Origin of the sequence: Neisseria sp. HMSC067H09, assembly GCF_001814135.1 — a bacterium.
Taxonomy (GTDB): Bacteria; Pseudomonadota; Gammaproteobacteria; order Burkholderiales; family Neisseriaceae; genus Neisseria.
Map to the genome: position 1 here is coordinate 53,575 of NZ_KV814863.1, position 26,116 is coordinate 79,690.

The 26,116-nt window shown below is 53.4% G+C and carries 21 protein-coding genes, 3 tRNA genes and 1 pseudogene; 17 read left to right on the plus strand and 8 right to left on the minus strand.

Translation table 11 applies throughout. The annotated features are described in order from the left end of the window. Nucleotides 1–103: 103 nt before the first annotated feature. From parC to HMPREF2954_RS01980, 3 genes are all read left to right on the plus strand, one after another. On the plus strand, nt 104–2,413 hold the full coding sequence (gene parC / locus HMPREF2954_RS01970; RefSeq protein ID WP_045075676.1) for a DNA topoisomerase IV subunit A: 2,310 nt from the start codon (nt 104–106) through the stop codon (nt 2,411–2,413). A gap of 163 nt (nt 2,414–2,576) precedes the next feature. Beyond that, on the plus strand, nt 2,577–4,166 hold the full coding sequence (locus HMPREF2954_RS01975) for a sensor histidine kinase (protein ID WP_003765319.1): 1,590 nt from the start codon (nt 2,577–2,579) through the stop codon (nt 4,164–4,166). Then, on the plus strand, nt 4,159–5,763 hold the full coding sequence (locus HMPREF2954_RS01980; protein WP_045075674.1) for a sigma-54-dependent transcriptional regulator: 1,605 nt from the start codon (nt 4,159–4,161) through the stop codon (nt 5,761–5,763). The genes HMPREF2954_RS01975 and HMPREF2954_RS01980 overlap by 8 nt, the downstream gene beginning before the upstream one ends. 230 nt (nt 5,764–5,993) lie before the next feature. Here the strand turns inward: HMPREF2954_RS01980 and HMPREF2954_RS01985 are convergent, their stop codons facing one another. Next, entirely contained in the window at nt 5,994–6,596 is a 603-nt protein-coding gene (locus tag HMPREF2954_RS01985; RefSeq protein ID WP_045075672.1) for a DUF4112 domain-containing protein, read from the minus strand. 383 nt (nt 6,597–6,979) lie between these two features. On the opposite strand from HMPREF2954_RS01985, the gene rffG reads away from it, so the two are divergent. Together rffG and rfbA are read left to right on the plus strand one after the other, a co-directional pair. Further along, entirely contained in the window at nt 6,980–8,047 is a 1,068-nt protein-coding gene (gene rffG / locus HMPREF2954_RS01990; protein ID WP_045075670.1) for a dTDP-glucose 4,6-dehydratase, read from the plus strand. Nucleotides 8,048–8,118: 71 nt separating this feature from the next. Next, nucleotides 8,119–8,985 carry a glucose-1-phosphate thymidylyltransferase RfbA gene (gene rfbA / locus HMPREF2954_RS01995; protein WP_045075668.1) on the plus strand — a complete coding sequence of 289 codons (867 nt, stop codon included), beginning with the start codon at nt 8,119–8,121 and terminating at the stop codon, nt 8,983–8,985. Between the two features lie 154 nt (nt 8,986–9,139). Here the strand turns inward: rfbA and folD are convergent, their stop codons facing one another. Then, complete coding sequence (folD, locus tag HMPREF2954_RS02000) at nt 9,140–9,991, minus strand: bifunctional methylenetetrahydrofolate dehydrogenase/methenyltetrahydrofolate cyclohydrolase FolD (protein ID WP_039856158.1); 852 nt, start codon at nt 9,989–9,991, stop codon at nt 9,140–9,142. 240 nt (nt 9,992–10,231) lie between these two features. On the opposite strand from folD, the gene HMPREF2954_RS02005 reads away from it, so the two are divergent. The 3 genes from HMPREF2954_RS02005 (at nt 10,232) to HMPREF2954_RS02015 (ending at nt 10,505) form a co-directional block, all read left to right on the plus strand. Beyond that, nucleotides 10,232–10,309: transfer RNA gene (locus HMPREF2954_RS02005), tRNA-Pro, on the plus strand. Nucleotides 10,310–10,336: 27 nt separating this feature from the next. Beyond that, a tRNA-Arg gene (locus HMPREF2954_RS02010) sits at nt 10,337–10,413 on the plus strand. A gap of 16 nt (nt 10,414–10,429) precedes the next feature. Beyond that, nucleotides 10,430–10,505: transfer RNA gene (locus HMPREF2954_RS02015), tRNA-His, on the plus strand. Between the two features lie 79 nt (nt 10,506–10,584). Here HMPREF2954_RS02015 and HMPREF2954_RS12810 read toward each other — a convergent pair. Beyond that, nucleotides 10,585–10,701 (minus strand): annotated as a pseudogene (locus tag HMPREF2954_RS12810) (IS5/IS1182 family transposase); the annotation flags it as partial. Nucleotides 10,702–10,820: 119 nt separating this feature from the next. Further along, entirely contained in the window at nt 10,821–11,069 is a 249-nt protein-coding gene (locus tag HMPREF2954_RS02020; RefSeq protein ID WP_039408441.1) for a GlsB/YeaQ/YmgE family stress response membrane protein, read from the minus strand. A 202-nt stretch (nt 11,070–11,271) separates the two neighbouring features. Here HMPREF2954_RS02020 and HMPREF2954_RS02025 point away from each other — a divergent pair, with 202 nt between their 5' ends. Together HMPREF2954_RS02025 and HMPREF2954_RS02030 are read left to right on the plus strand one after the other, a co-directional pair. Beyond that, on the plus strand, nt 11,272–11,805 hold the full coding sequence (locus tag HMPREF2954_RS02025) for an isochorismatase family protein (protein WP_039408444.1): 534 nt from the start codon (nt 11,272–11,274) through the stop codon (nt 11,803–11,805). A gap of 18 nt (nt 11,806–11,823) precedes the next feature. Next, nucleotides 11,824–12,321, plus strand: coding sequence for a GNAT family N-acetyltransferase (locus HMPREF2954_RS02030; protein ID WP_045073896.1), 498 nt, complete (start codon nt 11,824–11,826; stop codon nt 12,319–12,321). A gap of 83 nt (nt 12,322–12,404) precedes the next feature. On the opposite strand, the gene HMPREF2954_RS02035 is transcribed toward HMPREF2954_RS02030, so the two are convergent. The 3 genes from HMPREF2954_RS02035 to dapD form a co-directional block, all read right to left on the minus strand. Continuing rightward, the gene (locus HMPREF2954_RS02035) at nt 12,405–12,821 is read right to left on the minus strand and encodes a ClpXP protease specificity-enhancing factor (protein WP_045073898.1); all 417 of its coding nucleotides are present in this window, start codon (nt 12,819–12,821) and stop codon (nt 12,405–12,407) included. A gap of 19 nt (nt 12,822–12,840) precedes the next feature. Then, complete coding sequence (locus HMPREF2954_RS02040; protein WP_016686519.1) at nt 12,841–13,446, minus strand: glutathione S-transferase N-terminal domain-containing protein; 606 nt, start codon at nt 13,444–13,446, stop codon at nt 12,841–12,843. A gap of 322 nt (nt 13,447–13,768) precedes the next feature. Next, nucleotides 13,769–14,590 (minus strand): 2,3,4,5-tetrahydropyridine-2,6-dicarboxylate N-succinyltransferase, encoded by an 822-nt coding sequence (gene dapD / locus HMPREF2954_RS02045; RefSeq protein WP_036491649.1) that lies wholly within the window; start codon nt 14,588–14,590, stop codon nt 13,769–13,771. 11 nt (nt 14,591–14,601) lie between these two features. On the opposite strand from dapD, the gene HMPREF2954_RS12815 reads away from it, so the two are divergent. From HMPREF2954_RS12815 to HMPREF2954_RS02055, 3 genes are all read left to right on the plus strand, one after another. Beyond that, a complete protein-coding gene (locus HMPREF2954_RS12815; RefSeq protein ID WP_168165206.1) occupies nt 14,602–14,751 on the plus strand; it encodes a hypothetical protein in 150 nt (49 codons plus the stop codon). A 98-nt stretch (nt 14,752–14,849) separates the two neighbouring features. Further along, a complete protein-coding gene (glnE, locus tag HMPREF2954_RS02050; protein WP_045073903.1) occupies nt 14,850–17,540 on the plus strand; it encodes a bifunctional [glutamate--ammonia ligase]-adenylyl-L-tyrosine phosphorylase/[glutamate--ammonia-ligase] adenylyltransferase in 2,691 nt (896 codons plus the stop codon). A 52-nt stretch (nt 17,541–17,592) separates the two neighbouring features. Then, entirely contained in the window at nt 17,593–17,955 is a 363-nt protein-coding gene (locus tag HMPREF2954_RS02055; RefSeq protein ID WP_052673332.1) for an SH3 domain-containing protein, read from the plus strand. Nucleotides 17,956–18,079: 124 nt separating this feature from the next. Here HMPREF2954_RS02055 and pgi read toward each other — a convergent pair whose 3' ends face one another. Then, nucleotides 18,080–19,708 (minus strand): glucose-6-phosphate isomerase, encoded by a 1,629-nt coding sequence (gene pgi, locus HMPREF2954_RS02060; RefSeq protein WP_045073905.1) that lies wholly within the window; start codon nt 19,706–19,708, stop codon nt 18,080–18,082. A gap of 297 nt (nt 19,709–20,005) precedes the next feature. On the opposite strand from pgi, the gene HMPREF2954_RS02065 reads away from it, so the two are divergent. From HMPREF2954_RS02065 to HMPREF2954_RS02080, 4 genes are all read left to right on the plus strand, one after another. Further along, on the plus strand, nt 20,006–21,043 hold the full coding sequence (locus tag HMPREF2954_RS02065) for a LacI family DNA-binding transcriptional regulator (RefSeq protein ID WP_016686965.1): 1,038 nt from the start codon (nt 20,006–20,008) through the stop codon (nt 21,041–21,043). 219 nt (nt 21,044–21,262) lie between these two features. After that, entirely contained in the window at nt 21,263–22,594 is a 1,332-nt protein-coding gene (locus HMPREF2954_RS02070) for an MFS transporter (RefSeq protein WP_039407636.1), read from the plus strand. Nucleotides 22,595–22,761: 167 nt separating this feature from the next. Beyond that, on the plus strand, nt 22,762–24,870 hold the full coding sequence (locus tag HMPREF2954_RS02075) for a TonB-dependent siderophore receptor (protein WP_045073908.1): 2,109 nt from the start codon (nt 22,762–22,764) through the stop codon (nt 24,868–24,870). 328 nt (nt 24,871–25,198) lie between these two features. Further along, complete coding sequence (locus HMPREF2954_RS02080) at nt 25,199–26,014, plus strand: alpha/beta hydrolase (RefSeq protein ID WP_045073910.1); 816 nt, start codon at nt 25,199–25,201, stop codon at nt 26,012–26,014. The last annotated feature ends 102 nt before the right edge of the window (nt 26,015–26,116 follow it).

Sequence of the window (26,116 nt, forward strand, 5' to 3'; positions counted from 1 at the left end):
GACAGTACAGATAGTACGGCAAGGCGAGGCAACGCCGTACTGGTTTAAAGTTAATCCACTATACCTTACAATATCGCCCTTTACCTTTATTTCCAGCTTCCTTATGAACGAACACGTTTCCGTCCCATCCCCTGTCGGCGAAGACTACCTGCTCTTAGGTCAATACGCCGAACGCGCCTATCTCGAATACGCTATGAGCGTGGTCAAAGGCCGCGCGCTGCCTGAAGTTTCAGACGGCCAGAAGCCCGTGCAGCGGCGCATTTTGTTTGCCATGCGCGATATGGGCTTGACGGCGGGGGCGAAGCCGGTGAAGTCGGCGCGCGTGGTCGGCGAGATTTTGGGTAAATACCACCCGCACGGCGACAGTTCCGCCTATGAAGCGATGGTGCGGATGGCGCAGGATTTTACCTTGCGCTACCCCTTAATCGACGGCATCGGCAACTTCGGTTCGCGCGACGGCGACGGGGCGGCGGCGATGCGTTACACCGAAGCGCGGCTGACGCCGATTGCGGAATTGCTGTTGTCCGAAATCAATCAGGGGACGGTGGATTTCGTGCCGAACTACGACGGCGCGTTTGACGAACCGCTGCATCTGCCTGCCCGCCTGCCCATGGTGTTGCTCAACGGCGCGTCGGGCATCGCTGTGGGCATGGCGACCGAAATTCCGTCGCACAATTTGAACGAAGTCACCCAGGCAGCGATTGCGCTGTTGAAAAAGCCGACGCTGGAAACCGCCGACCTGATGCAATATATTCCCGCGCCTGATTTTGCTGGCGGCGGTCAAATCATCACGCCGGCGGACGAATTGCGCCGGATTTACGAAACCGGCAAGGGCAGCGTGCGTGTGCGTGCGCGTTATGAAATCGAGAAGCTGGCGCGCGGACAGTGGCGCGTGATTGTGACCGAGCTGCCGCCGAACGCCAATTCCGCCAAAATCCTTGCCGAAATCGAAGAACAGACCAACCCGAAACCGAAAGCAGGTAAAAAGCAGCTGAACCAAGACCAGCTCAACACCAAAAAGCTGATGCTGGATTTAATTGACCGCGTACGCGACGAGTCCGACGGCGAACATCCCGTGCGTCTAGTGTTCGAGCCGAAATCCAGCCGCATCGATACCGATACCTTCATCAACACGCTGATGGCGCAGACTTCGCTGGAAGGCAATGTGTCCATGAACTTGGTGATGATGGGGCTGGACAACCGTCCCGCGCAGAAAAACCTGAAAACGATTTTGCAGGAATGGTTGGATTTCCGCATCGTTACCGTAACACGTCGTCTGAAATTCCGTTTGAACCAAGTGGAAAAACGGCTGCACATCCTTGAAGGTCGTCTGAAAGTCTTTCTGCACATTGATGAAGTGATTAAAGTCATCCGCGAATCAGACGACCCGAAAGCCGACCTGATGGCGGCGTTCGGATTGACCGAAATTCAAGCGGAAGACATTTTGGAAATCCGCCTGCGTCAGCTGGCGCGTTTGGAAGGTTTCAAACTCGAAAAAGAATTGAATGAATTGCGCGAGGAACAAGGTCGTCTGAATATCCTTTTGGGCGACGAAAACGAAAAACGCAAGCTGATTATCAAAGAGATGCAGGCGGACATGAAGCAGTTCGGCGACGCGCGCCGCACGCTGGTGGAAGAAGCCGGACGCGCCGTGCTGACACAGACCACCGCCGACGAACCCATCACGCTGATTCTGTCGGAAAAAGGCTGGATACGCAGCCGTGCCGGGCACAACCTTGATTTGAGCCAAACCGCCTTCAAAGAAGGCGACCGCCTCAAACAAACCCTTGAAGGCCGCACCGTTTTGCCCGTCGTCATTCTCGATTCATTGGGTAGAACCTACACGCTCGATGCCGCCGAAATCCCCGGCGGACGCGGCGACGGCGTGCCGGTTTCATCGTTAATCGAGCTGCAAAACGGCGCGAAACCCGTCGCCATGCTTACCGGCCAGCCCGAACAGCACTACCTGCTCTCAGGCAGCGGCGGTTACGGCTTCATCGCCAAGCTGGGCGACATGGTCGGACGCGTGAAAGCGGGCAAAGTGGTGATGACCGTGGATAGCGGCGAAACCGTCCTGCCGCCGATTGCGGTTTATGCCTCCTCGCTCATCAACCCCGACTGCAAAGTCGTACTGGCCAGCAGCGACCACCGCCTCTTGGCGTTTTCCATCGGCGAACTCAAAGTCATGCCCAAAGGGCGCGGCTTGCAGTTGATGTCGCTGACCGACGGCGCGTCTTTGGAACACGTCCTCGTGACCACGGCTGCGGAATTCATCGTTGAAACCGTCGGCAAGCGCGGTGCGGCGCATCAGGAAAAATTGCGCATTTGCGATATCGAGGGCAAACGCGGCAAAAAAGGGAAGGTTTTGGACATCTCGGGTCGTCTGAAAACCTTATCCGCAGCTTCCGAATAAGCAACAGAGGAAACGATAACACATTGAAAACCTAGAAAACACGGTCGTTTTATGTTATGCTGACAAAATTAAAAAATATTTACGACCGTCTGCGGAAATATTGCAGAACGATTTCAAAAACAGGTACTAATAATGATAAAAATAAACAAAAAGGGTTGCGGATATGAGTAAGTCCGGCTTTCAGGAACTGGGAAACCTGAGCGAGCGGATACCCGGTTTAATCAATATTGCCCGCATTGCCATCGTGCTGCCGCTGTTGGTCATGCATGCTTTCGGCGTTTACAGTAATGGCACCCATATCGGCATGTCATTCCCTCCCGTCGAATTTTACAGCTGGGCAGCGCTGTATTCTTTCCTCATCTTGTTATCCGTCGCCCGTCCGGACTGGCAATGGCAGACTTTGGATTTGCCCAATGCCAGCGCAGTCGTCGATATTTCGATGATGATGATACTGGTGTATATTGCCGGCGGAGTCGATTCGGGCTTCGGCATCCTTGTCCTTCCTTTCGTCGCGACGTCCTGCCTCCTCAGCTACGGGCATTATCCCATGCTGTACGCGGGCTACGCGTCCATGCTGTTCTTCTTCAATCTGCTGCTCGACGGCAGTATCCGCCTGCATCCGTTTGATTGGGATACGCAGCCCCTGATTACTACGGTCCTGCTCTGCGGCGCGTGTTACCTTGTCGCCATGCTGACTTCGTTCGCCGCCCGCTATTTGGAGCAAGCGACCGAATCCGCCAGCCGCCATCAGCTTGCCTACCGCCGCATCAGCGGGTTGAACCGCCTCGTCCTCAACCGCGTGCAGGAAGCCGTTATCGTCATCGACAGTACCCAGCGCGTCTGGCTTTTCAACAAACAGGCAAAAACCTATTTCCCCGGTTTGGTGGTTGACCAGCAGGAAGTCGTGTTCGGCGAATTGGTTACACGCTGGCAATATCATCCCGACAAACCGTTTGAAACCGATATCCACATCTTCCAACACGCCATGCACGTCCGCGCCGTCCCGCTGATTCAGGAACAGACGGAACTGCTCATGCTGTATGTCCGTTCGCTGCGCGAAGTCGCGGCAGAGGCCATGTCCACCAAGCTCACCTCGCTCGGACAGCTTACCGCGAACCTCGCCCACGAAATCCGCAATCCGATGTCCGCCATCCGTCATGCCAGCGATTTGCTGCAAGAAAGTGATGACGATGCCGAACCCGATCCCGTTAAAGCCAAGCTTTGCGGCATCATCGACAGCAACATCCAGCGCATCGACAAAATGCTGGAAGACATCTCCCTGCTCAACAAGCGCGACAACATCAGCCGCGAGCCGATCAACCTGATGAAATTCTGGCTCGACTTCAAACAAGAGTTCACGCTCAACAATTCCGAAGCCATCGGCTGCCTGCGCATGAACATGGACGGCAACAACCTTACCGTCCTCGCTGATGTGATGCACATCCAACAAATCATGTGGAACCTCTGCAATAACGCGTGGCGGCACAGCCGTCAGGACGAGAATGCGATTACCGTCCTGATCCGTCCCAGCGGCAGGATGCACATTTCCATCGTCGTTGCCGATAACGGCAAAGGCATTTCGCCCGAAGTCCGCAACCATCTCTTTGAGCCGTTCTACACCACTGAAAAACAAGGTACGGGATTGGGATTGTACGTTGCCCGCGAACTGGCGCACGCCAATATGGGTCAACTCCATTACCACCCCGAAATGAACGGATTCGAACTGATTTTACCGAGAGAACACAATGAGTAAGCTGCAAGACCCAGTATTGGTCGTCGACGACGAGGCCGACATCCGTGACTTGATGGAAATGACGCTGATGAAGATGGGGTTGCGCGTGCAGACCGCCGTCGGCGTAGAAGATGCCAAAGACAAGCTCGACAACAACGACTATTCCCTTGTCTTGACCGATATGCGGATGCCCGACGGCTCCGGCCTCGAAGTCGTCCAATACATAGACGAACTCATGCTCGACACACCTGTCGCCGTCATTACCGCCTTCGGTAATGCCGACCAGGCGGTCGAAGCCCTTAATGCGGGCGCGTTCGACTACCTGCAAAAGCCGATTACCCTTTCCCAACTTCGCTCGTTGGTTAAATCTGCCGTTTCTGTTTCCAACAGCACGGACGAAATTGCCCAGCCGCCAACCGAAAAACCGTCCGCGCCTGTCGCTGCCGCATTCAACAAGCCCAAAACTCCGCCCAAGCCGCCCAAACGCGACTTGAGCGGTTCTGTCTCCGTACCCGAAAGCCTGCGTTCCATGAAAGAACGCTTTGCCACCGGCGAAATCGCCATGCGTGCGAACGAAGACGTGCCCGAATTGGGCGGCGAAGAAGATATGCCGCGGTTGCTTGGCAGTTCACCCCAAATGGTCGAAGTCCGCCACCTGATCCGCCGCCTCGCCCGCAGCGGCGTGCCCGTCTATATTTCCGGCGAATCGGGTACGGGTAAAGAACAGGCAGCGCGTACCATCCACGAATTGTCTGATCGCGCCGACAAGCCCTTTATCGCCGTCAACTGCGGCGCGATTCCTGAAAACCTGATGGAAAGCGAATTCTTCGGCTATAAAAAAGGCAGCTTTACCGGCGCCGACCAAGACCGTCTCGGCTTCTTCCAACACGCCGACGGCGGCACGCTGTTCCTCGACGAAGTTGCCGACTTGCCGCTAGCCATGCAGGTCAAACTCCTGCGCGCCATCCAAGAAAAAGCCGTGCGCCGCATCGGTGATGCCCGCGAAACTTTCGTCGATGTCCGCATCATCTGCGCCACCCATAAAAACCTTGAAGCCCTTGTTGATAGCGGCGCATTCCGTCAAGACTTATATTACCGCCTCAACGTCGTTACCCTGCACATGCCGCCCCTGCGCGAAATGCGTGAAGACTTGGGGGCGCTGATTCTGTACCTGCTCTATAAACACCGCCACGGTACGCAAACCTACAAACTCAGCCCCAAAGCGCAAGAAGCCCTGCTGCATTACAGCTATCCCGGCAACTTCCGCGAACTCGAAAACATCCTCGAACGCGCCGTCGCCCTGACTGTCGGACAAGTTATCCAGTTGGATGATTTGCAAATCCAAAACACGACGGCGCCCAAAAACGACCATCCAACCCTCAGTCTTGACGAGATCGCCGATTCCGAAACACGAAAAGGCGAAACGTTGGATCACCAGCCGCTTCCGCCGTTTGACCCGCGCACCATGCAGATTCAAGATTACCTTGACCAAATCGAGCGTGGCATTATCGAACAGGCGTTGCAACAAACCCGTTACAACCGCACTCAGGCAGCCAAGCTTTTAGGCATCAGCTTCCGCTCCATGCGCTACCGTATGGAACGTTTGGACATCAATTAAGCTTGCACTTTGCATTGTCTGAACGGTTAGGAAGTAAAACCTAAACGTAGGTTTTAGATATAGCGGGTTAAATTTAAATTAGGACAAAATCGCGGATAGTATAGACAGTACGAAACCAGTCCACTTGGTGCACTAATACTTAGAGAGTCATTCTCTCTATACTGAGACATTGCAACACAATATTGATTTAAACTTAACCTGCTATATATCTCCATTCAGATCACAAACATTCAAAACCAACCGGCAACAGCGTGAAACAAATAAGTCATACCGCTCCACGCCCACTTACTTACTGCAACCGTTATCCAGCCCATCAACACCAACACAATCAAACCAAAAAAATCCGGTAGATGCAGATAAAACCAAGCCGCAACAGGTTTGCGCCAAAAATCTGATTGTTGCTGTTTCTTCTCCAAAGCCGCGTGCATAAACGGGCGCTCCAAATGCAGGTCACAATCCACGCCATACTCGCTGCGCACATATTCATTGATGACTTTCAAAGTACGGCGGCTCGGTTGCAAGAAAATATCGATAAGCGTACCGACAACAGGAATCATACCGAGCACCATATCGGCAAAAGCAAGATTTACAGCAGGACGCATTTTATGATCCGGTACGCCCAACTCCCGCCCCATACGAAAAGCCTTCATCGTCAAAAAAAGCCCGGCAATATCCCCGACAAAAGGAATCAGCGACAATATGGCATCAACGCCGATTCCTTGTTTGGTAAAAGGAATGCAAAACAAACTATCCATAGTATTGGCATATTTAGCCAACTCGCGCTCACGCCGGATGATTTCCTGACGCTCATAAGGTACAGGTGTGTGTTTCATAATGATTTTATTGTAGTGGATTGATAAAAGGGTTTTGAAACAAAATTTATTTTAATAATTTCTTCTTCGATATTGCCAATAGCATTTTATACAAATTTTCATTCAGGGACGATGCAAAATTCGATTATCTTTTAAGGGGGTAATCTGATTGCAGATTTAAGATGGCAGGACTGTTGAGATTCATACTGCTGAAATTAAATTATAGTAAAACGTTTAAGATACGCCAAAATAATCATAGAAAATATATTCATGATATTCTTAGAGTTAAATGAGATGATCTACCGAAATATCAAAATAATGCCGTGATATTAATTGACACCCAAGATACAAAAAATATATATACAGTTATAATTCAAAGCTGTACTGTATCTCAGACCCATCCCATGAAAAAAATCCTCGTTACCGGCGGTGCGGGCTTTATCGGCTCGGCAGTTGTCCGCCACATCATCCAAAATACCCAAGATTCCGTCATCAATCTCGACAAATTAACTTACGCGGGCAATCTCGAATCACTGACTGACGTAGCCGACAGTCCCCGTTACGCTTTTGAGCAAGTGGACATTTGCGATCGTGCCGAACTTGACCGCGTGTTTACGCAACACCAGCCTGATGCTGTGATGCACTTGGCAGCGGAAAGTCATGTCGACCGCTCGATTGATTCAGCAGGCGAGTTTATCCAAACCAACATCGTCGGCACATTCAACCTGCTGGAAGCTGCGCGCGCCTATTGGCAACAGATGTCGTCTGAAAAACGTGAAGCTTTCCGTTTTCACCATATTTCCACCGACGAAGTCTATGGTGATTTGCACGGTACGGACGATTTGTTTACCGAAACTACGCCCTACGCCCCGTCCAGCCCCTATTCCGCGTCCAAGGCTTCCAGCGACCATCTCGTGCGTGCATGGCTGCGCACTTACGGCCTGCCGACCATCGTAACCAACTGTTCGAACAACTACGGTCCGTACCACTTCCCTGAAAAACTCATTCCATTGATGATTCTGAACGCGCTCGACGGCAAGCCCCTGCCCGTGTACGGCGACGGGATGCAAATCCGCGACTGGCTGTTTGTCGAAGACCACGCCCGCGCGCTGTATCAGGTTGTTACCGAAGGCGTTGTCGGAGAAACCTATAATATCGGCGGGCACAATGAAAAAGCCAATATCGAAGTGGTCAAAACCATCTGTGCACTGCTGGAAGAACTCGTTCCCGAAAAACCAGCCGGTGTGGCGCGCTACGAAGACTTGATTACCTTCGTGCAAGACCGCCCCGGTCATGACGTACGCTACGCCATCGACGCCGCCAAAATCGGCAGGGAACTGGGCTGGAAACCGCAGGAAACGTTCGAATCCGGCATCCGCAAAACGGTGCAATGGTATTTGAACAACAAAACCTGGTGGCAAAATGTATTGAACGGCAGCTACCGTCTGGAACGCTTAGGAACAGGAAAATAAGTTTTCAGACGACCTTCTCAGTCAGAGAGGTCGTCTGAAAATCAAAAAACACACCCCTTCAGGAGAAACTTATGAAAGGCATCATCCTTGCCGGCGGCAGCGGCACGCGCCTCTACCCCATCACGCGCGGCGTATCCAAACAGCTCCTGCCCGTGTACGACAAACCCATGATTTACTATCCCCTGTCCGTATTGATGCTGGCGGGAATACGCGAAATCTTGGTCATCACCACCCCTGAAGACAATCCCTCTTTCAGACGACTGCTCGGCGACGGCAGCGATTTCGGCATCTCCATCAGCTACGCCGAACAACCCAGCCCCGACGGCTTGGCGCAAGCATTCATCATCGGCGAAGAGTTTATCGGCAACGACAACGTCTGCTTGGTCTTGGGCGACAATATTTTCTACGGCCAATCGTTTACCCAAACCCTGAAACAAGCCGCCTCCAAAAAACACGGCGCCACCGTGTTCGGCTACCAAGTCAAAGACCCCGAACGTTTCGGCGTCGTTGAATTTGACGAAAACTTCAACGCCTTATCCATCGAAGAAAAACCGAAACAACCCAAATCCGACTGGGCGGTAACGGGCTTATATTTCTACGACAACCGCGTCATCGAGTTTGCGAAACAAGTCAAACCGTCCGTACGCGGCGAACTCGAAATCAGCACGCTCAACCAAATGTATATTGACGACGGTTCATTGTCCGTCCAGCTTTTGGGACGCGGCTTTGCATGGTTGGACACCGGTACTCACGAAAGCCTGCACGAAGCCGCTTCATTCGTCCAAACCGTGCAAAACATCCAAGACCTGCAAGTCGCCTGCCTCGAAGAAATCGCCTGGCGCAACGGCTGGCTTTCAGACGAGCGTTTGGAAGAACTCGCCCGCCCGATGGCAAAAAACCAATACGGTCAATATCTGTTGCACCTGTTGAAAAAATAAAAAAAGGTCGTCTGAAATCGTAAGGGACAATAATATACCGACTGATTTCAGACGACCTTTACCACGACATCAAAAAGCCAAGCTGAAACACGCGGGGGAGACCGTATTCCTCCTGTGTATTCCGACTTGGCTTTTCCATAACAATTTAAATCATTCAGTCATGCAGAGCAGCCGCGTGCAAGGTATTTTCCAAAAGCGTCGCAATCGTCATCGGACCGACGCCGCCGGGAACAGGGGTAATCATGCCCGCCCGTTCTTTTGCCACATCAAACTCCACATCACCGCACAAACTGCCATCTTCCAAACGGTTGATACCGACATCAATTACAACCGCACCGGGCTTAATCCAACTGCCTTTAACAAAATTCGGGATACCCACGCCGACGACCAAAATATCCGCCGCAGCCACTTCATCAGCAAGATTCTGCGTCGCACTGTGGCATACCGTTACCGTCGCGCGTGCCAACAATAGTTCTAAAGCCTGGGGCCTGCCTACAATATTTGAAGCACCGACAACAACCGCTTTTTTCCCTTTTGGATCGACCCCGTATTCTTCCAAAAGCGTCATTACGCCTTTGGGCGTACATGGCCGCATCAGCGGCATTTTCACCACCAGCCGTCCTATATTGTAAGGATGAAAGCCGTCCACATCTTTATGTGGAACAATATTTTCCAGAACGGCCTGACTGTCGATATGTGCCGGCAACGGAAGCTGCACCAAAATACCGTCCACAGCATCATCCTCATTCAGCCGCCCGACCAAATCCAACAACTCTTCTTGGGAAGTCGATTCGGGCAGCTCATAAGACAAAGAACGGATACCGCATTTTTCGCAAGCCAGCTTTTTATTGCGGACATATACCGCACTGGCAGGATCATTACCCACCAGAATGACCGCCAAACAAGGTTCGCGCAAACCATCTTCCTGACGCTTTACCACCGCTTCGGCAACTTTTGCCAATCTTTTGACCGACACCTCTTTACCGTTGATTAATTGTGCAGCCATAAACCTTCCTTCCCAATCAAAATGAACAATATCGGCGATTATCGCATTTTTAAACCGGTTTGACACATCCCGTAAAACCACATTCCTGCACATTCAAACTCATATTCCCATTCTGTTTCCTGACATACCCATAAAAATAAATCTTAATAAAAAATAGAAAGATAGGAAAATAAATAAAAACAAACTTAAAAATACAGTTGACCTTTCACCAACCTATCTGTATAGTTTCATTCTTCAAGTCGGGGCGTAGCGCAGCCCGGTTAGCGCATCTGCTTTGGGAGCAGAGGGTCGTGAGTTCGAATCCCACCGCCCCGACCAATAATGCTTTAGCACGAATCGGCATGAGCGCCCGTAGCTCAACCGGATAGAGCACCGACCTTCTAAGTCGGGGGTTACAGGTTCGATTCCTGTCGGGCGTGCCAAAATTTTAGTTTTACGGTGGCTGTAGCTCAGTTGGTAGAGCCCTGGATTGTGATTCCAGTTGTCGTGGGTTCGAGCCCCATCAGCCACCCCAAAATAAAAGACCTGCATAAAATATGCAGGTCTTTTACTTTTTATATTGTTTCATTATCTATCCCCCCATTTTTCTTTCAAATATATAGTGGATTAACTTTAAACCAGTACGGCGTTGCCTCGCCTTGCCGTACTATCTGTACTGTCTGCGGTTTCGTCGTCTTGTCCTGATTTAAAGTTAATCCACTATACAAAGTTCAAACCAAAAAGCCCAAGCTGCCATTCCCGCTTATACAGGAAATAACAACATGGGCTTTTCCATTTCAATCCTAAATACGGACCGATATTCCAGCCTGCTTTAATCATCTATATCAGATTAGCGGTTTTTCAAAAACCGTGTATAAACCGCCAAAATGATTACGGCGAAAATGGTTGAGGCAATCCATCCGGCAGGTTCACCCACGTGATACCAACCTAATTTTTGCCCCACAAATCCTGCCAACGCCGACCCGCCAATACCCAACAGAGTCGTCATAATGAATCCGAAATTTTCCTTACCCGGATGCAGGAATTTTGCCAAAGCACCAATGATGAAACCGATAATAATCGTAACGATCCATCCCATAGTATTACCTCCGTGTGATATGCAAGTTGTTTTAATTGGCTTTCCTTAGAAAGGCCTCTGTATAATACAGAACAGTTTGACCGACCGTCTTACCTCTCCCTCTTGTTTTTCTTAAAATAAACAGACTTTAAGTACTTTTACCGTTTTGATGCAGCATATACACAAACAACCTCTTCCCAAGGTCGTCTGAAAGGAAATCCAAATGAACACGGAAAATACGCTTTGCCTGATTGTCGATATTCAAGAACGCCTGCTGCCCGCATTGCATGGCAGCGAACAAATGGTCGAACATTGCCGCATCCTGCTGCAAGGCTTGTCGGCTCTAAACATACCGTTTGCAGCAACGGAACAATATCCGAAGGGTTTGGGTAAAACGACTCCCGCCATATCCCTGCTTCTGCACAATACGCCGATATTTGAAAAGACCCGTTTTTCCGCCGCATCACCCGAAGTCATGGCTATTCTGAAAGAGAAACAAATCGAAAACATCATCTTAATCGGTGCGGAAGCGCACATCTGTATGCTTCAGACGACCTTGGACTTGCTCAAGCACAATATCCGCGTCCACATTCCTTACGAATGCACCACCTCCAGAAACGCGCTTAACAAAGACAATGCCTTGCAGCAGATGCTTACTGCCGGAGCCGCCGTATCCAACGTTGAGAGCCTATTATTCAACCTGATGGGTGATGCGAAACATCCTGCCTTTAAAACCATTTCCAAACTCATCCAATAGCCGTCAGGTCGCCTGAAAATGGAATATACGATTACTCTAGCGAAAACAGAAGACCTGCCCGACATTGTCGAAATCTACAACAGTACGATTGAAGCGCGCCAATCCACCGCCGATTTATCGCCCGTCGGCATCGAAACCCGCAAGCCTTGGTTTGAAGCACATTCCGGCAAACGTCCGCTTTATGTCTTGAAAAACCATAGCGGCGAATTGCTGGCATGGGGCAGCTTCAGCGATTATTATCCGCGCCCCGCGTTTCACATCAGCGCAGAAATCAGTATTTATGTCCGACACAATATGCGCGGGGTCGGCGTGGGTAAAATCCTGCTGCGCAATATGTTGGAGCGCGCGCCCTCCTTGGGTATTAAAAATGTTTTGGCCGTGATTTTCGGACACAACCACCCCAGCCTGCATCTTTTCCACTCGTTCGGTTTTCAAGAATGGGGCAGATTGCCCGCAGTGTGCGATTTGGAAACATTTGAAGCGGATGTGGTTATCTTGGGCAAACGGATAACGTAATTTCCTCTAAAGAACCCAACCTGAAAGATCATGCATATGAGTAAAAAGGTCGTCTGAAATCTACTTTCAGACGACCTTTCATTTTATTTGACGAACTTCAATACCTTGCCTGACTTGGCGGGCTCTCCGTCAGTTGGCTTATCTGCCGCCGGCTCCTGCTGCGCCTCCTTACCGGAAGCATCCGCCTCGTAAGGCTCGACTTCGAACCCCATCCCCTCCCCGCTTTCGCGTGAGAAGATGCTTATGACATGACCAACGGGAATCCAAATATCGTGCGCCACGCCGCCGAAACGGGCGGAAAAGCTGATCCAATCGTTATCGATATTCAGATTATGGCTGGCGGTCGGGCCGATATTCAGTACGATTTCATTGTCGCGGACATATTGCATGGGTACGCGGGTATGTTCGTTAACCCAAACGACCAGATGCGGCGTTTGGCTATTATCGATACACCATTCATATAAGGCACGAAGCAGATAGGGCTTGGTCGAAGTCGTCATGGTATCTCCTTTCGGAAGCTTATCGGCGCATGGCTTTTTCGGCGGGCGTCAGTGCTTCGATGAAAGCCTCGCGTTGGAAAATGCGCTCGGCGTATTTCAACAAAGGTGCGGCGGATTTGCCGAGTTTGATGTCGTAATGATCAAGCCGCCACAACAAAGGAGACAGCGCTACGTCAATCATAGAAAAATCTTCGCCGAGGATGTATTTGCTCTTCGCAAAAGCAGGAGCCAGCATTGTCAGCCCGTTACCGATGGCTTCGCGCGCTTTAGCCTGTTCTTTGTTGGTCGCGTTGGGGTTTTCCAAAACATGGACGAAGTTGAACAATTCTTTTTCCATGCGGAACAACACCAAACGCCCGCGTCCGCGCATTACGGGATCGCCGGGCATCAGTTGCGGATGCGGGAAACGTTCGTCGATATATTCGTTGATGATGTTGGACTCGTGCAAGATGAGGTCGCGTTCAACCAAAACAGGTACTTGATTGTACGGATTCATGACGGCAAGGTCTTCGGGCTTGTTGAAAATATCGACATCTTTGATTTCAAAATCCATGCCTTTTTCGTACAACACGAAACGGCAGCGTTGGCTGAACGGGCAGGTAATGCCTGAATATAAGGTCATCATGGTAATTGGGCTCCTGTATCCGGTTTCAGACGGCATGCGTCTGATACGACCGTTAAACAAATTAATCGCAGAATTATACGCGATTGCATACAACAATTCTAGAAAAACAGGATAATATATTGTTTTAAATTATATTTTTCGACTTCTCTATCTTAAGTCATACAACGCAATATCGCTGCATACCGTAAATAAAGAGGTCGTCTGAAAACCCGAAATCCGGTTTTTCAGACGACCTTTTTCTATTCAAACAGGGAAACCGTTTGCCTGAAGCCCGTTTATGTTTCGGGCTGTTTCAGACGACCTCCCCTTTTCTGTTCGCCGGTTAAATACCGCGCAGCAATTCGTTGACGCTGGTTTTGGCGCGGGTTTGCGCGTCTACGCGTTTGACGATAACGGCGCAGTAGAGGCTGTGGCTGCCGTCTTTGGAAGGCATGCTGCCGGACACGACAACCGAACCTGCCGGTACGCGGCCTTGGTAGATTTCGCCGGTAGTACGGTCGAAGATTTTGGTGGATTGTCCGATGAACACGCCCATGGAAATCACGCTGCCTTCTTCGACAATCACGCCTTCGACGATTTCGGAACGCGCGCCGATGAAGCAGTTGTCTTCAATAATGGTCGGGCTGGCTTGCAGGGGTTCGAGTACGCCGCCGATGCCGACGCCACCGCTCAAGTGGACGTTTTTACCGATTTGGGCGCAAGAGCCGACGGTCGCCCAAGTATCGACCATTGCGCCTTCGTCAACGTATGCGCCGATGTTGACATAAGACGGCATCAGGACGACGTTTTTGGCAACAAAGCTGCCGCGGCGCGCAACGGCACCGGGTACGGCGCGGAAACCGGCGGCGCGGAACTCGTCTTCAGACCAGTCGGCAAACTTGGTCGGCACTTTGTCGAAGTATTTGTTTACGCCGTCGTTGAGGACTTCGTTGTCTTGAATGCGGAACGACAGCAATACGGCTTTTTTCGCCCATTCGTTGACTTTCCATTCGCCCACGCCCAAGCGTTCGGCGACGCGCAATTTGCCTGAATCGAGTTGGCGGATGGTTTCCAACACGGCTTCTTTGACTTCGGGGGTAACGGTGGTCGGGGTGATGTCCGCACGGTTTTCAAAGGCGGTTTCGATGATGTTTTGCAAAGACATGGGGATTCCTTTTGAAGAGGGTAAAAGGTCGTCTGAAAAATTCGGATGACCCGCAAACAGGCGGTATTTTGCCATGTAAACGCTTTGCCGTCAGCTTTTGCAAAGGTCGTCTGAAAGGTGTTTTACTGTTTCAGACGACCTCCAAGATTGCTATGATATAGTGGCTTGACTTTAAACCGGTACGGCATTGCCTCGCTTTGTCCTGATTTAAAGTGAATCCACTATCCCACTCCCGTCATCCTTCCAAACGGAATCCGAAATGTCCGACAACCGCCTCGACACCGCCCGCCGCCATTCCCTGTTCCTTGCCCGCCAGCTCGACAACGGCAAACTCAAGCCCGAAATTTTCCTGCCCATGTTGGACAAGGTGTTGACCGAAGCAGATTTCCAAGCCTTTGCCGACTGGGACAAAATCCGCACGGAAGAAAACGAGGAAGAATTGGCGCGGCAGTTGCGCGAGTTGCGCCGTTATGTGGTGTCGCAGATTATCGTGCGCGATATAAACCGCATCAGCGATTTGAACGAAGTAACCCGCACGATTACGCTGTTTGCCGATTTTGCCGTCAATACCGCGTTGGACTTTGCCTACGCCTATTATCAGGACATGTACGGCACGCCGATCGGGCGTTATACCAAATCGCCGCAGCATTTGAGCGTGGTGGCGATGGGCAAGGCGGGCGGCTATGAGCTGAACGTGTCTTCCGACATCGATTTGATTTTTGTCTATCCCGAATCGGGCGACACCGACGGCAGGCGCGAACGGGGCAATCAGGAATTTTTCACCAAAGTCGGGCAGAAACTGATTGCGCTGCTGAACGACATTACCGCCGACGGGCAGGTGTTCCGCGTCGATATGCGGCTGCGGCCGGACGGCGATTCGGGCGCGCTGGTATTGAGCGAAACCGCGCTGGAGCAATACCTGATTACGCAGGGGCGCGAATGGGAACGCTATGCGTGGTGCAAAGGCCGCGTAGTTACGCCGTATCCGAACGACATCAAATCGCTGGTGCGCCCCTTCGTATTCCGCAAATATCTGGATTACAGCGCGTATGAGGCAATGCGCAACCTGCACCGCCAAATCCGCAGCGAAGTCAGCAAAAAAGGCATGGCGGACAACATCAAACTCGGCGCAGGCGGCATCCGCGAAGTCGAATTTATCGCCCAGATTTTTCAAATGATACGCGGCGGGCAAATGCGCGCGCTGCAACTGAAAGGCACGCAGGAAACGCTGAAAAAACTTGCCGAGCTGGGCATCATGCCGTCTGAAAACGTCGAAACCCTGCTCGCCGCCTACCGCTTCCTGCGCGACGTCGAACACCGCCTGCAATACTGGGACGACCAGCAAACCCAAACCCTGCCCGCCTCGCCCGAACAGCAGCAACTGCTCGCCGAAAGCATGGGTTTCGACAGCTACACCGCCTTTTCAGACGACCTCAACGTTCATCGAAACAAAGTCAATCAGTTGTTCAATGAAATTTTGAGCGAACCCGAAGAGCAAACACAGGACAACAGCGAATGGCAGTGGGCATGGCAGGAAAAGCCCGACGAAGAAGAGCGGCAAGGTCGTCTGAAAGAACACGGGTTCGATGCCGAAACCATCGCCGCAAGGCTCGACCAAATCCGCAACAGCCATAAATACCGTCATCTCTCCGCACACGCCCAGCCGCGTTTTGACGCCATTGTGCCGCTGTTCGTACAGGCGGCGGCAGAGCAACCCAATCCGACCGATACACTGATGCGGCTGTTTGACTTCCTCGAAAACATCAGCCGCCGCTCCGCCTATCTCGCCTTTCTCAACGAACATCCGCAAACCTTGGCGCAACTGGCGCAGATTATGAGCCAAAGCTCGTGGGTGGCGGCGTATCTGAACAAATATCCGATTCTGCTGGACGAACTCATCAGTGCGCAGCTTTTGGATACCGCATTCGACTGGCAAGCCCTCGCCGCCGCCCTTTCAGACGACCTCAAAGCCTGCGGCGGCGACACCGAAGCGCAAATGGACACCCTGCGCCGCTTCCAGCACGCCCAAGTCTTCCGCCTCGCCGTCCAAGACCTCGCCGGACTGTGGACGGTAGAATCCCTCTCCGACCAACTTTCCGCCCTCGCCGACACCATCCTCGCCGCCGCCCTGCCGTGCGCGTGGGCGGACATGCCCAAAAAACACCGCGACACCCCGCAATTCGCCGTCGTCGGCTACGGCAAACTCGGCGGCAAAGAACTCGGCTACGCCTCCGACCTCGACTTGGTCTATCTTTACGACGATCCCCATCCCGACGCAGGCGACGTGTACAGCCGCCTCGCCCGCCGCCTGACCAACTGGCTTTCCGCCGCCACCGGCGCAGGCAGCCTCTACGAAACCGACCTGCGCCTGCGCCCAAACGGCGACGCCGGCTTCCTCGCCCACAGCATCGCCGCCTTCGAAAAATACCAGCACGAAAACGCATGGACGTGGGAACACCAATCCCTCACCCGCGCCCGCTTCATCTGCGGCACACCCGAAATTCAGACGGCCTTCGACCGCATCCGCACCGAAATCCTCACCGCCGAGCGCGACCAAACCGCCTTGGCAGACGAAATCATCGAAATGCGCGAAAAAATGTTCCCCACCCATCCGCCGGTTGACAGCAACGTCAAATACGCGCGCGGCGGCGTGGTTGACGTCGAATTTATCGTCCAATACCTCATCCTTGCCCATGCCCGCCGATATCCGCAACTCCTCGACAACTACGGCAACATCGCCCTCTTGAACATCGCCGCCGACTGCGGCCTCATCGACAAAACCCTCGCCGAACAAAGCCGCACCGCCTACCGCTTCTACCGCCAGCAGCAACACAACACCAAACTGCGCGACGCGGAAAAAACCGAAGTAACCGACGAATTGCTGGCACATTACGGCAATGTCAGGAAATTGTGGCGGGAAGTGTTCGGTGAGGAAGCGAAGCTTGGATAAACCAGACATCGCATTTTTAACGCACTATGCCTGCCCATAGCCACACCTTACGGTGACAACACAACTTACCCCAACCCCAAAGGAAAGACAGAGCATACAAAAATGGGCACTATTCTTAACCGCCCTATTATCAGCCACCGTAGTAGCCCAAGCCGCTGATTATTTTTTACCTGATATCGAATGCGATGGTTCGGCAAACGTCCGTAACAACAGCTACCCCGAAGAACCGATCAGCCAAGGCGAAATCATCAAAACACTCCCAAACGGAACGCGTGTACAGATTGCCCCAACTTTCAGAAAAGGCGACTGGTTGTGGTACAGCAATCAGGGGGCTTACACAGAAAAAAACGAAGACGGTAACAATGTATCAATTCAAGGATATATCCACAAAAGCCAGCTAAAACGTATAGATTAATCGTTCCACTCGCGACAATCAGCCGTAGTATGAGCATCATCCGAGTTACTCTGCCCATAACAGAGCAAAAGGTCGTCTGAAAACCCGATGTAGGTTTTCAGACGACCTTTTATGTTTGAACTGCCTATCGGTTTTGGCTGGCACGGTAGAAGGCGATGAGGCCGTTGGTGGAGCTGTCGTGCTGCGGGTTGCCGCGGTCGAGTTCGGGTTCGATGGTTTTGGCGAGTTCTTTGCCGTATTCGACGCCCCATTGGTCAAAGGGGTTGATGCCCCAAACCGCGCCTTGGACGAAGGTGCGGTGTTCGTATGCCGCCATGAGCATGCCGAGACGGCGGGGGTCGGTGGCGCTGAGGAGGAGGCTGTTGCTCGGGCGGTTGCCGGGGAATTCTTTTTGCGGGGCGAGGCGTTCGCGTTCGGCTTCGGGCAGGTCGGCAAGTTCGGCGCGGGCTTCTTCGAGGGTTTTGCCTTTCATCAGGGCTTCTGCTTGGGCGAAGGCGTTGGCGACGGTGAAGCGGTGTTGGCGGTTGATGCCGTAGGCGGTGGTCATGGGGACGATGAAGTCGCAGGGGATGAGCCGTGTGCCTTGGTGGAGGAGTTGGAAATAGGCGTGCTGGCAGTTGACGCCTTCTTCGCCGAAGACGATGCCACCTGTGGTGTGGGGGACGGGCCGGCCGTCGGCGGTGCGGTTTTTGCCGAGGCTTTCCATGTCGAGCTGGTTGAGCCACGAGGGGAGGTGGCGCAGGTTGTGGCTGTATGGGACGGCGGTTTGTCCGTCGGCGTGCTGGAAATTGTTGTACCAGATGCTGATGAGCGCCATGAGGACGGGGATGTTGCGGCGGTAGGGGGTTTGGAAGAAGTGGGTGTCCATGGCGTGCGCGCCGGCGAGGAGTTCGCGGAAGCGGTCTGTGCCGACGGCGACCATGACGGGCAGGCCGATGGTTGACCAGACGGAATAGCGTCCGCCGACCCAGTCGAACATGGCGAAGACGTTGTCGGGCGCGATGCCGAAATTTCGGGCGGCGGCAACGTCGGAGGAGATGGCGCAGAAGTGGCGGTAGATGCCGGATTCGGGCAAACCTGCATCCCGATACCAGGCGCGGGCGGCGTAGGCGTTGAGCAGGGTTTCGGGCGTGCGGAAGGATTTGCTGGCGATGCTGAATACGGTGGTTTCGGGCTTGAGGTGGGCGAGTGTGCGGCTGATGTCGGCGTCGTCTGAATTGCTGACGAAGTGGACGCGGATGTTTTGTCGGTAGGCTTTGAGGGCTTCTACGCACATTCTGGGACCGAGGTCGGAGCCGCCTATGCCGATGTGGACGAAGTCGGTGATGGGTTTATCGGTGATGCCCCTGTGGCTGCCGTTGTTGAGTGATTCGGCGAAGGCGAGGGCGTGGTCGAGTTCGCGGTGGATTTTGGGGAGGATGTTTTCGCCGTCAACGTAAACGGGCGCGGCATCGGCAGGCAGGCGCAGAGCGGTATGGAGGACGGCGCGGTGTTCGCTGAGGTTGATTTTTTCGCCGTTTTGCATGGCGTGCATCTGTCCGGCTAGGGGCGAGGCTTCGGCAAGGCGGCACAAAAGTTGCAAAGTGTCTTCGCCGAGGCGGTTTTTGCTGTAATCGAAGAGGAGGCCGTCGAGGGTTTCGTGCATATTGCCGAAGCGGTCGGGTTCGGCGGCGAAGCGGTCGCGCAGGTGGATGTGTTGTGTGTCGAGCCGGTGTTGTTCAAGGGCTTGCCATGCTTCGGTAAATGCGGTCATCGGGTTTCCTTCGGAATTGGGTTCGCCCCGCTCATTTGGCGGGATGTGATTCAGTTATAGATTGTACCGCGGCTGATTGGTTCGCTACTTAATGATTTTTTTGTAGTTTAATGTAGTTTAACAAGACGGCGCGGGTTTGCCGGATACGGGTAAGCAATTTAGTTAAGAATTGTATGCAATATGCAAATGATGTGCTTGATTTTCATCAAGGTTTTTTAAAATTTTCAGTATGACACCGATGTCAGGTGTGCTATGCTTCGTAATCAAATGAAACAGGGCTGAGGCGGGAGTCGTAAGATGGCTACAATTTATGATGTTGCTGCTTATGCGGGCGTCTCACCCAAAACGGTCAGCCGCGTCATCAACGGCGATGCGCCGGTCAGCGATAAAACCCGTGCAAAAGTCGAAACAGCGATTGCGGCTTTGGGTTATATCCCGTCTTCGGCGGCGCGGGTGATGCGGTCGAACCGTTCGGACTTGGTCGGACTGATTACCGGCGCCATCTCGCGCACGGGCGAATACGGCGGGGTACACGGTCTGCCGGATATGTTTTTAATCAAAGGCATCCAGCAGAAAATCCGCGAAGCGGGCAAAACGCTGATGATTGCGGATACGGACAACCGCTACGAGCAAATCGACCCTCTGGTCAGGACGTTTATGGAACACCGCGCGGAAGGCATTTTGTATGTAACCGAATCGCACCGCGAAATCGTCCTGCCCGAAATGCCCAACCGCTGCCCGATGGTTTTGGTCAACTGTTTCGACGCGGCGGGTACGCCGTCGGTTTTGCCGGACGACGAGCGCGGGCAATACGATTTGGTACGCAACATCATCCGTCACGGACACCGCCGTATCGCCTATATCACCTTGCAGGCGGGCGCAGAAGCGACGCGGCTGCGTTTGGCGGGCTACCGCCGCGCTTTGGATGAATCGGACATGGTGTTCGATCCTGATTTGGTGCAAACCGGCATCACCGACTTTGCCAACGACAGCGAGCCTTTGATTGCGGCAGTATTGAAATTATTGTCGCTTGCCGACCCGCCGACGGTCATTTGCTGCGGCAACGACGAAATGGCGGTCCGCGTTTACGGCATTTTGAGGACGCGCGGCGTACGCGTTCCGGAGCAGGTATCGGTGGCAGGGTACGACAACCACAGCGCGATTGCCGAAACCCTGTTCCCGCCGCTGACCAGCACCGAGCTGCCCTATATGCGCATGGGCGCGCTGGCGGCGGAAATCCTGTTCGACATTATCGAGACCAAAGAAACCGTCCGTCCGCCCGTTCGGGTTGTAGGGGAAACGATTTGGCGGCAGTCGGTTACAGCATTGAAGTAAAACATTATTTCAGACGACGTCTGCTTTATGAGGCAGACACAATACGACAACAAAAGGTCGTCTGAAAACACAAACAACGCATCACTCTACCTATTTGCAACGTATCAATACGATACGCCAAAGAATAAAGAAAGCGGCCCAACCGCTTCGACTATGCAGTGTTTCCCGCAGTTTGTTGTTCCATGTTTTCTTCTTACAAAGTCCAGGAGTCGCTTCAAAATGAAGATTTCCCCACAAGTATCGATGACGCTTCGCCAGATTATGCTGATGAACTTCGGCTTCTTCGGCATCCAATACAGCTTCGGTTTGCAGCAAACCGCCATCAACCCGATTTTCAGTTTCTTACATGCCGACCCCGGCCAACTGCCTATTCTGAATATGGCAGGTCCGATTACAGGCTTGCTCGTTCAGCCCCTTATCGGCGCCATGAGCGACCGCACTTGGATTCCCGGCTTGGGACGCCGCCGCCCGTATTTCTTAATCGGAGCCATCGGTTGCAGCCTCTGCCTCTTCATCTATCCGCACGTTACCGCATTGTGGGTTGCCGTATTGCTGCTGTGGCTCTTGGACATCAGCAACAACACCGCCATGGAACCCTTCCGCGCCTTCATCGCCGATACCGTCCCCGAACACCAACAATCCACCGGCTTCCTGATGCAGTCCGTGTTCACCGGCTTGGGCATTACCCTTGCCAACGTATCGCTCTACATCTTCCAACAAATCGGCTGGCTGCAACAAACCTCTGAAGCAGGTATCCCCTACTGGGTATTCGGCTCGTTCTATATCGGCGCCGTCTGCTCCATCGGCTCTGTTTTAGTAACCGTATTGTCCACGCCCGAACACGAACCTTCTCCCGAAGAAATGGCGGCAATCAAAGCCCAACCCAGAGGCCCCGTCCACGCCGTCAAAGACATCGGCACAGCCATTAAGGAAATGCCCACCCCTCTGTGGCAGCTCGCCTCGGTTTACCTCTTCCAATGGTACGCCCTCTTCATCTACTGGCAATACATCTCCCACAGTATCGTCAAATCCGTCTGGGGTTCGACATCTGCCGACCAGGCTGCCTATGAACAGGCAGTGGCATGGACCGGTTTGGTCAACGGTTTTTACAATGTCGTAACCTTTGTTTCCGCCTTCGGACTGATGTGGATGGCGCGTAAATATGCCGCGAAATATGTCCACGCCTTTGCCGTTATCCTGGCATCGCTCGCCCTCTTAACCATCCCGCACATCACCAACAAATACCTGATGTTCGCCCCGATGATCGGCTTCGGTATCGGCTGGGCAAGTATGATGGGCGTGCCGTTTATGATTGTCGTACACTCCATCCCGAAAGAACGCTACGGCGTGTATATGGGCATCGTCAACATGATGATTGTGATTCCGATGCTGATTGAAACCGTTACCTTCGGTTGGATCTATGACACCTTCCTCGGTGCAAACCCGTCCAACGCCATGACCTTCGCCGGCGTCTTCCTCGCCATCGCCGCCGTACTGACCCTGACCATCAAAACGTCAAACAAACCTTATGGCGTAGAATCGGCAAGCTGATTCAAGCAGTTGCGACAAGGTCGTCTGAAACCCAAATTGAGGTTTTCAGACGACCTTGTCGCATATTCACAAAAGATTGTCGGGAAAACGATAGTTTTTTTCCACAATGTCAGCCATCAAAAATATAAAATACAACAATTCTCATTTGTAAAAGACCGGAGAAATTGATGTTCCGTCCCAACTTGACCGCTGCCGCCGTTGTGGCCGCTTTATCTTCCACTGTATTTGCCGCCGAAACGGCCGATCTGGATACTGTCCATGTTCAGGGGCAGCGTTCGTATAACGCGATTTCCACCGAGAAAAACGGCGATTACAGCTCGTTTGCCGCCACCGTCGGCACAAAAATCCCCGCATCTTTACGCGAAATTCCGCAATCCGTCAGCATCATCACCAACCAACAGGTAAAAGACCGCAACGTCGATACCTTTGACCAGTTGGCGCGCAAAACGCCGGGCCTGCGCGTGTTGAGCAATGACGACGGACGCTCGTCAGTTTATGCGCGCGGTTACGAATACAGCGAATACAACATCGACGGTCTGCCTGCGCAGATGCAGAGTATCAACGGCACGCTGCCCAACCTGTTTGCTTTCGACCGCGTCGAAGTGATGCGCGGCCCGAGCGGCTTGTTCGACAGCAGCGGCGAGATGGGCGGTATTGTGAATTTGGTGCGCAAACGCCCGACCAAAGAGTTCCAGGGCCATGCATCAGCAGGGTTCGGTACGCACAAACAATATAAAGCCGAAGCCGACGTTTCAGGTCCTCTGAACGCCGACGGCAGCGTCCGCGCCCGTGTGATGGCGCAAACTTCAGGTGCGTCTCCCCGTCCTGCCGAGAAAAACAACCACCACGAAACCTTCTATGCGGCGGCGGATTGGGACATCAACCCCGACACGACTTTGGGCGTAGGCTATCTCTACCAGCAACGCCACCTCGCGCCGTACAACGGCCTGCCCGTCGGCAGCAGTGGCAATTTGCTGTCCCTGCCCAACCACACTTTTGTCGGCGCGGATTGGAACAAATTCAAAATGAACAGCCATGACGTGTTCGCCGATTTGAAACATTATTTTGACGACGGCGGCTACGGCAAAATCGGTATGCGCTATTCCGACCGCGATGCCGACTCCAACTACACCTTCGCCGCCAACAAACTTTCTGCCGACAATAAGGCAAACGTCGTCGGCTTAGGCACGGAAATCAAACAAAAAGCCTTCGCGGTTGACGCAAGCTACAGCCGTCCGTTTGCCTTGGGCAACACCGCAAACGAACTCGTCGTCGGTGCGGACTACAACCGCTTGCGCAGCACCAACGAGCAAGGCCGTGCCGCTGTTGCGCGTAATGTTGCCTTGGGCGATTTCCACTCCGTTCCCTATGTCAACCTGATGCAGAACGCCCGTGCCGGCGCGCGCGGTTACAGCCATACCGTCGCTACCGAAAACCTTGACGAATTCGGCATTTACGGCAAATCCGTCTTCCATCCGGTCGACAGACTGTCGCTCATCGGCGGCTGGCGTTTGGGACACTACAAAATCGAAGCGGGCGACGGCGACGAGTTGCACAAAGCCAGCAAAACCAAGTTCACCGGCTACGCAGGCGCGGTTTACGACCTGAACGACAACAACAGCCTCTACGCCAGCTTCTCCCAACTCTACACGCCGCAAACCAGCCTCGGCACCGACGGCAACCTGCTTAAAGCGCGCGAAGGCAACCAGTTTGAAGTCGGCTACAAAGGCAGCTACATGGATGACCGCCTCAACACCCGCGTCTCCCTCTACCGCCTGAAAGACAAAAACGCCGCCGCACCGCTGAACCCGAACAACCGCAACACCCGTTACGCCGCCTTGGGCAAACGCGTGATGGAAGGCGTTGAGACCGAAATCAGCGGCGCGATTACACCGAAATGGCAAATCCACGCAGGTTACAGCTATCTGCACAGCCAAATCAAAACCGCCGCCAACTCGCGCGACGACGGCATCTTCCTGCTGATGCCCAAACACAGCGCAAACCTGTGGACAACTTATGAAGTTACGCCCAAGCTGACCCTCGGCGGCGGCGTGAACGCGATGAGCAGCATCTCCTCGGCTGCAGGGCTGCGTGCAGGCGGCTACGCCACATTCGACGCCATGGCAGCATACCGCTTCACGCCTAAACTGAAGCTGCAAATCAACGCCGACAACATCTTCAACCGCCACTACTACGCCCGCGTCGGCAGCGCAAACACCTTCAACATTCCCGGCTCGGAGCGCAGCCTGATGGCAAACCTCCGCTACGACTTCTAAAAACGGGAAAAGCAAAAGGAAAACAAATCACCGCCAAAAACCAGAAGACCAACACATTACGGAAACAGACCGGACAGGCAGGGAACACCACCTGTCCGGTTTTATCATTTATAGTGGATTAACTTTAAACCAGTACGGCGTTGCCTCGCTTTGCCGTACTGTCTGTACTGTCTGCGGTTTCGTCGTCTTGTCCTGATTTAAATTTAATCCACTATATGTTCATGTTTGACATAGAGAAACAGCAGATATAGCCCAAAGGTCGTCTGAAACATCCGACAACCCGATAACACACACAACACACCCCACCAACACAACCGACAACCCCGCCATGACCTCACGCACCGTACACTGGCAAGCCGCTCGCCTGCTGCAAGCCGAAGAAACCCATATCCGCTCCGAGCACACTGGCCGCAGCTACCGCATCCAAACCGCCGCCGTCGGCGACCCGCCCCCGCAAGGCTATCCCGTCCTCCATATCCTCGACGGCGACGCCTTCTTTCCCGCCGCCCTCAGCATGGCGCAATCCCTGCTCATCAACCCCATGACCCGAAGCCGCGCCGCCTGCCTCATCGTCAGCATCGGCTACCCCAACGGCGAAGTCCGCGACCTGACCCAACGCGCCCTCGACTACACCCCGCCCCTGCCCGAAACCGCCACCGAAGCAGACCGCCGCCAATACGGACAAGCAGACCGCTTCGCCGCCTTCCTCGACCGCGAACTCGCCCCGACCCTTGCCGCCAAATACCCCGTCAACCTCAAAGAACAAGCCCTGTTCGGACACTCCTTCGGCGCATTGTTCGGACTCTATTCCCTCTTCACCGCCCCCGACCGCTTCAAACACAACCTGCTCGCCTCCCCCTCCGTCTGGTGGCACAACCGCCGCGTCCTCGACTTCCTCCCGTCCGCCCTTCCCGCCGACACCGCCGTCCGCATCAGCGTCGGCGAACACGAAGGCCGCAGCAACCGCCCCGAACAAATCAGCAGGGAAATGGTCGCCCAAGCCAAACTGCTTGCCGGCACCCTCCAACACCTCGGCGCAGACGCACAATTTACCCTCTACCCCAACGCCAACCACGGCAACACCCCCTTCTACGCCCTCCCCGACCACATCGAATACCTCCGCCAAGCGTGGCAGAAGAAATAAACCGGCAGAAACGACAAGCCGTATTCCAAACAAAGAGGAATACGGCCTGAGTGGTGGAGGTTAGGGGCTTTGAACTGCACCCCAAAAGTTGGACATCCCCTC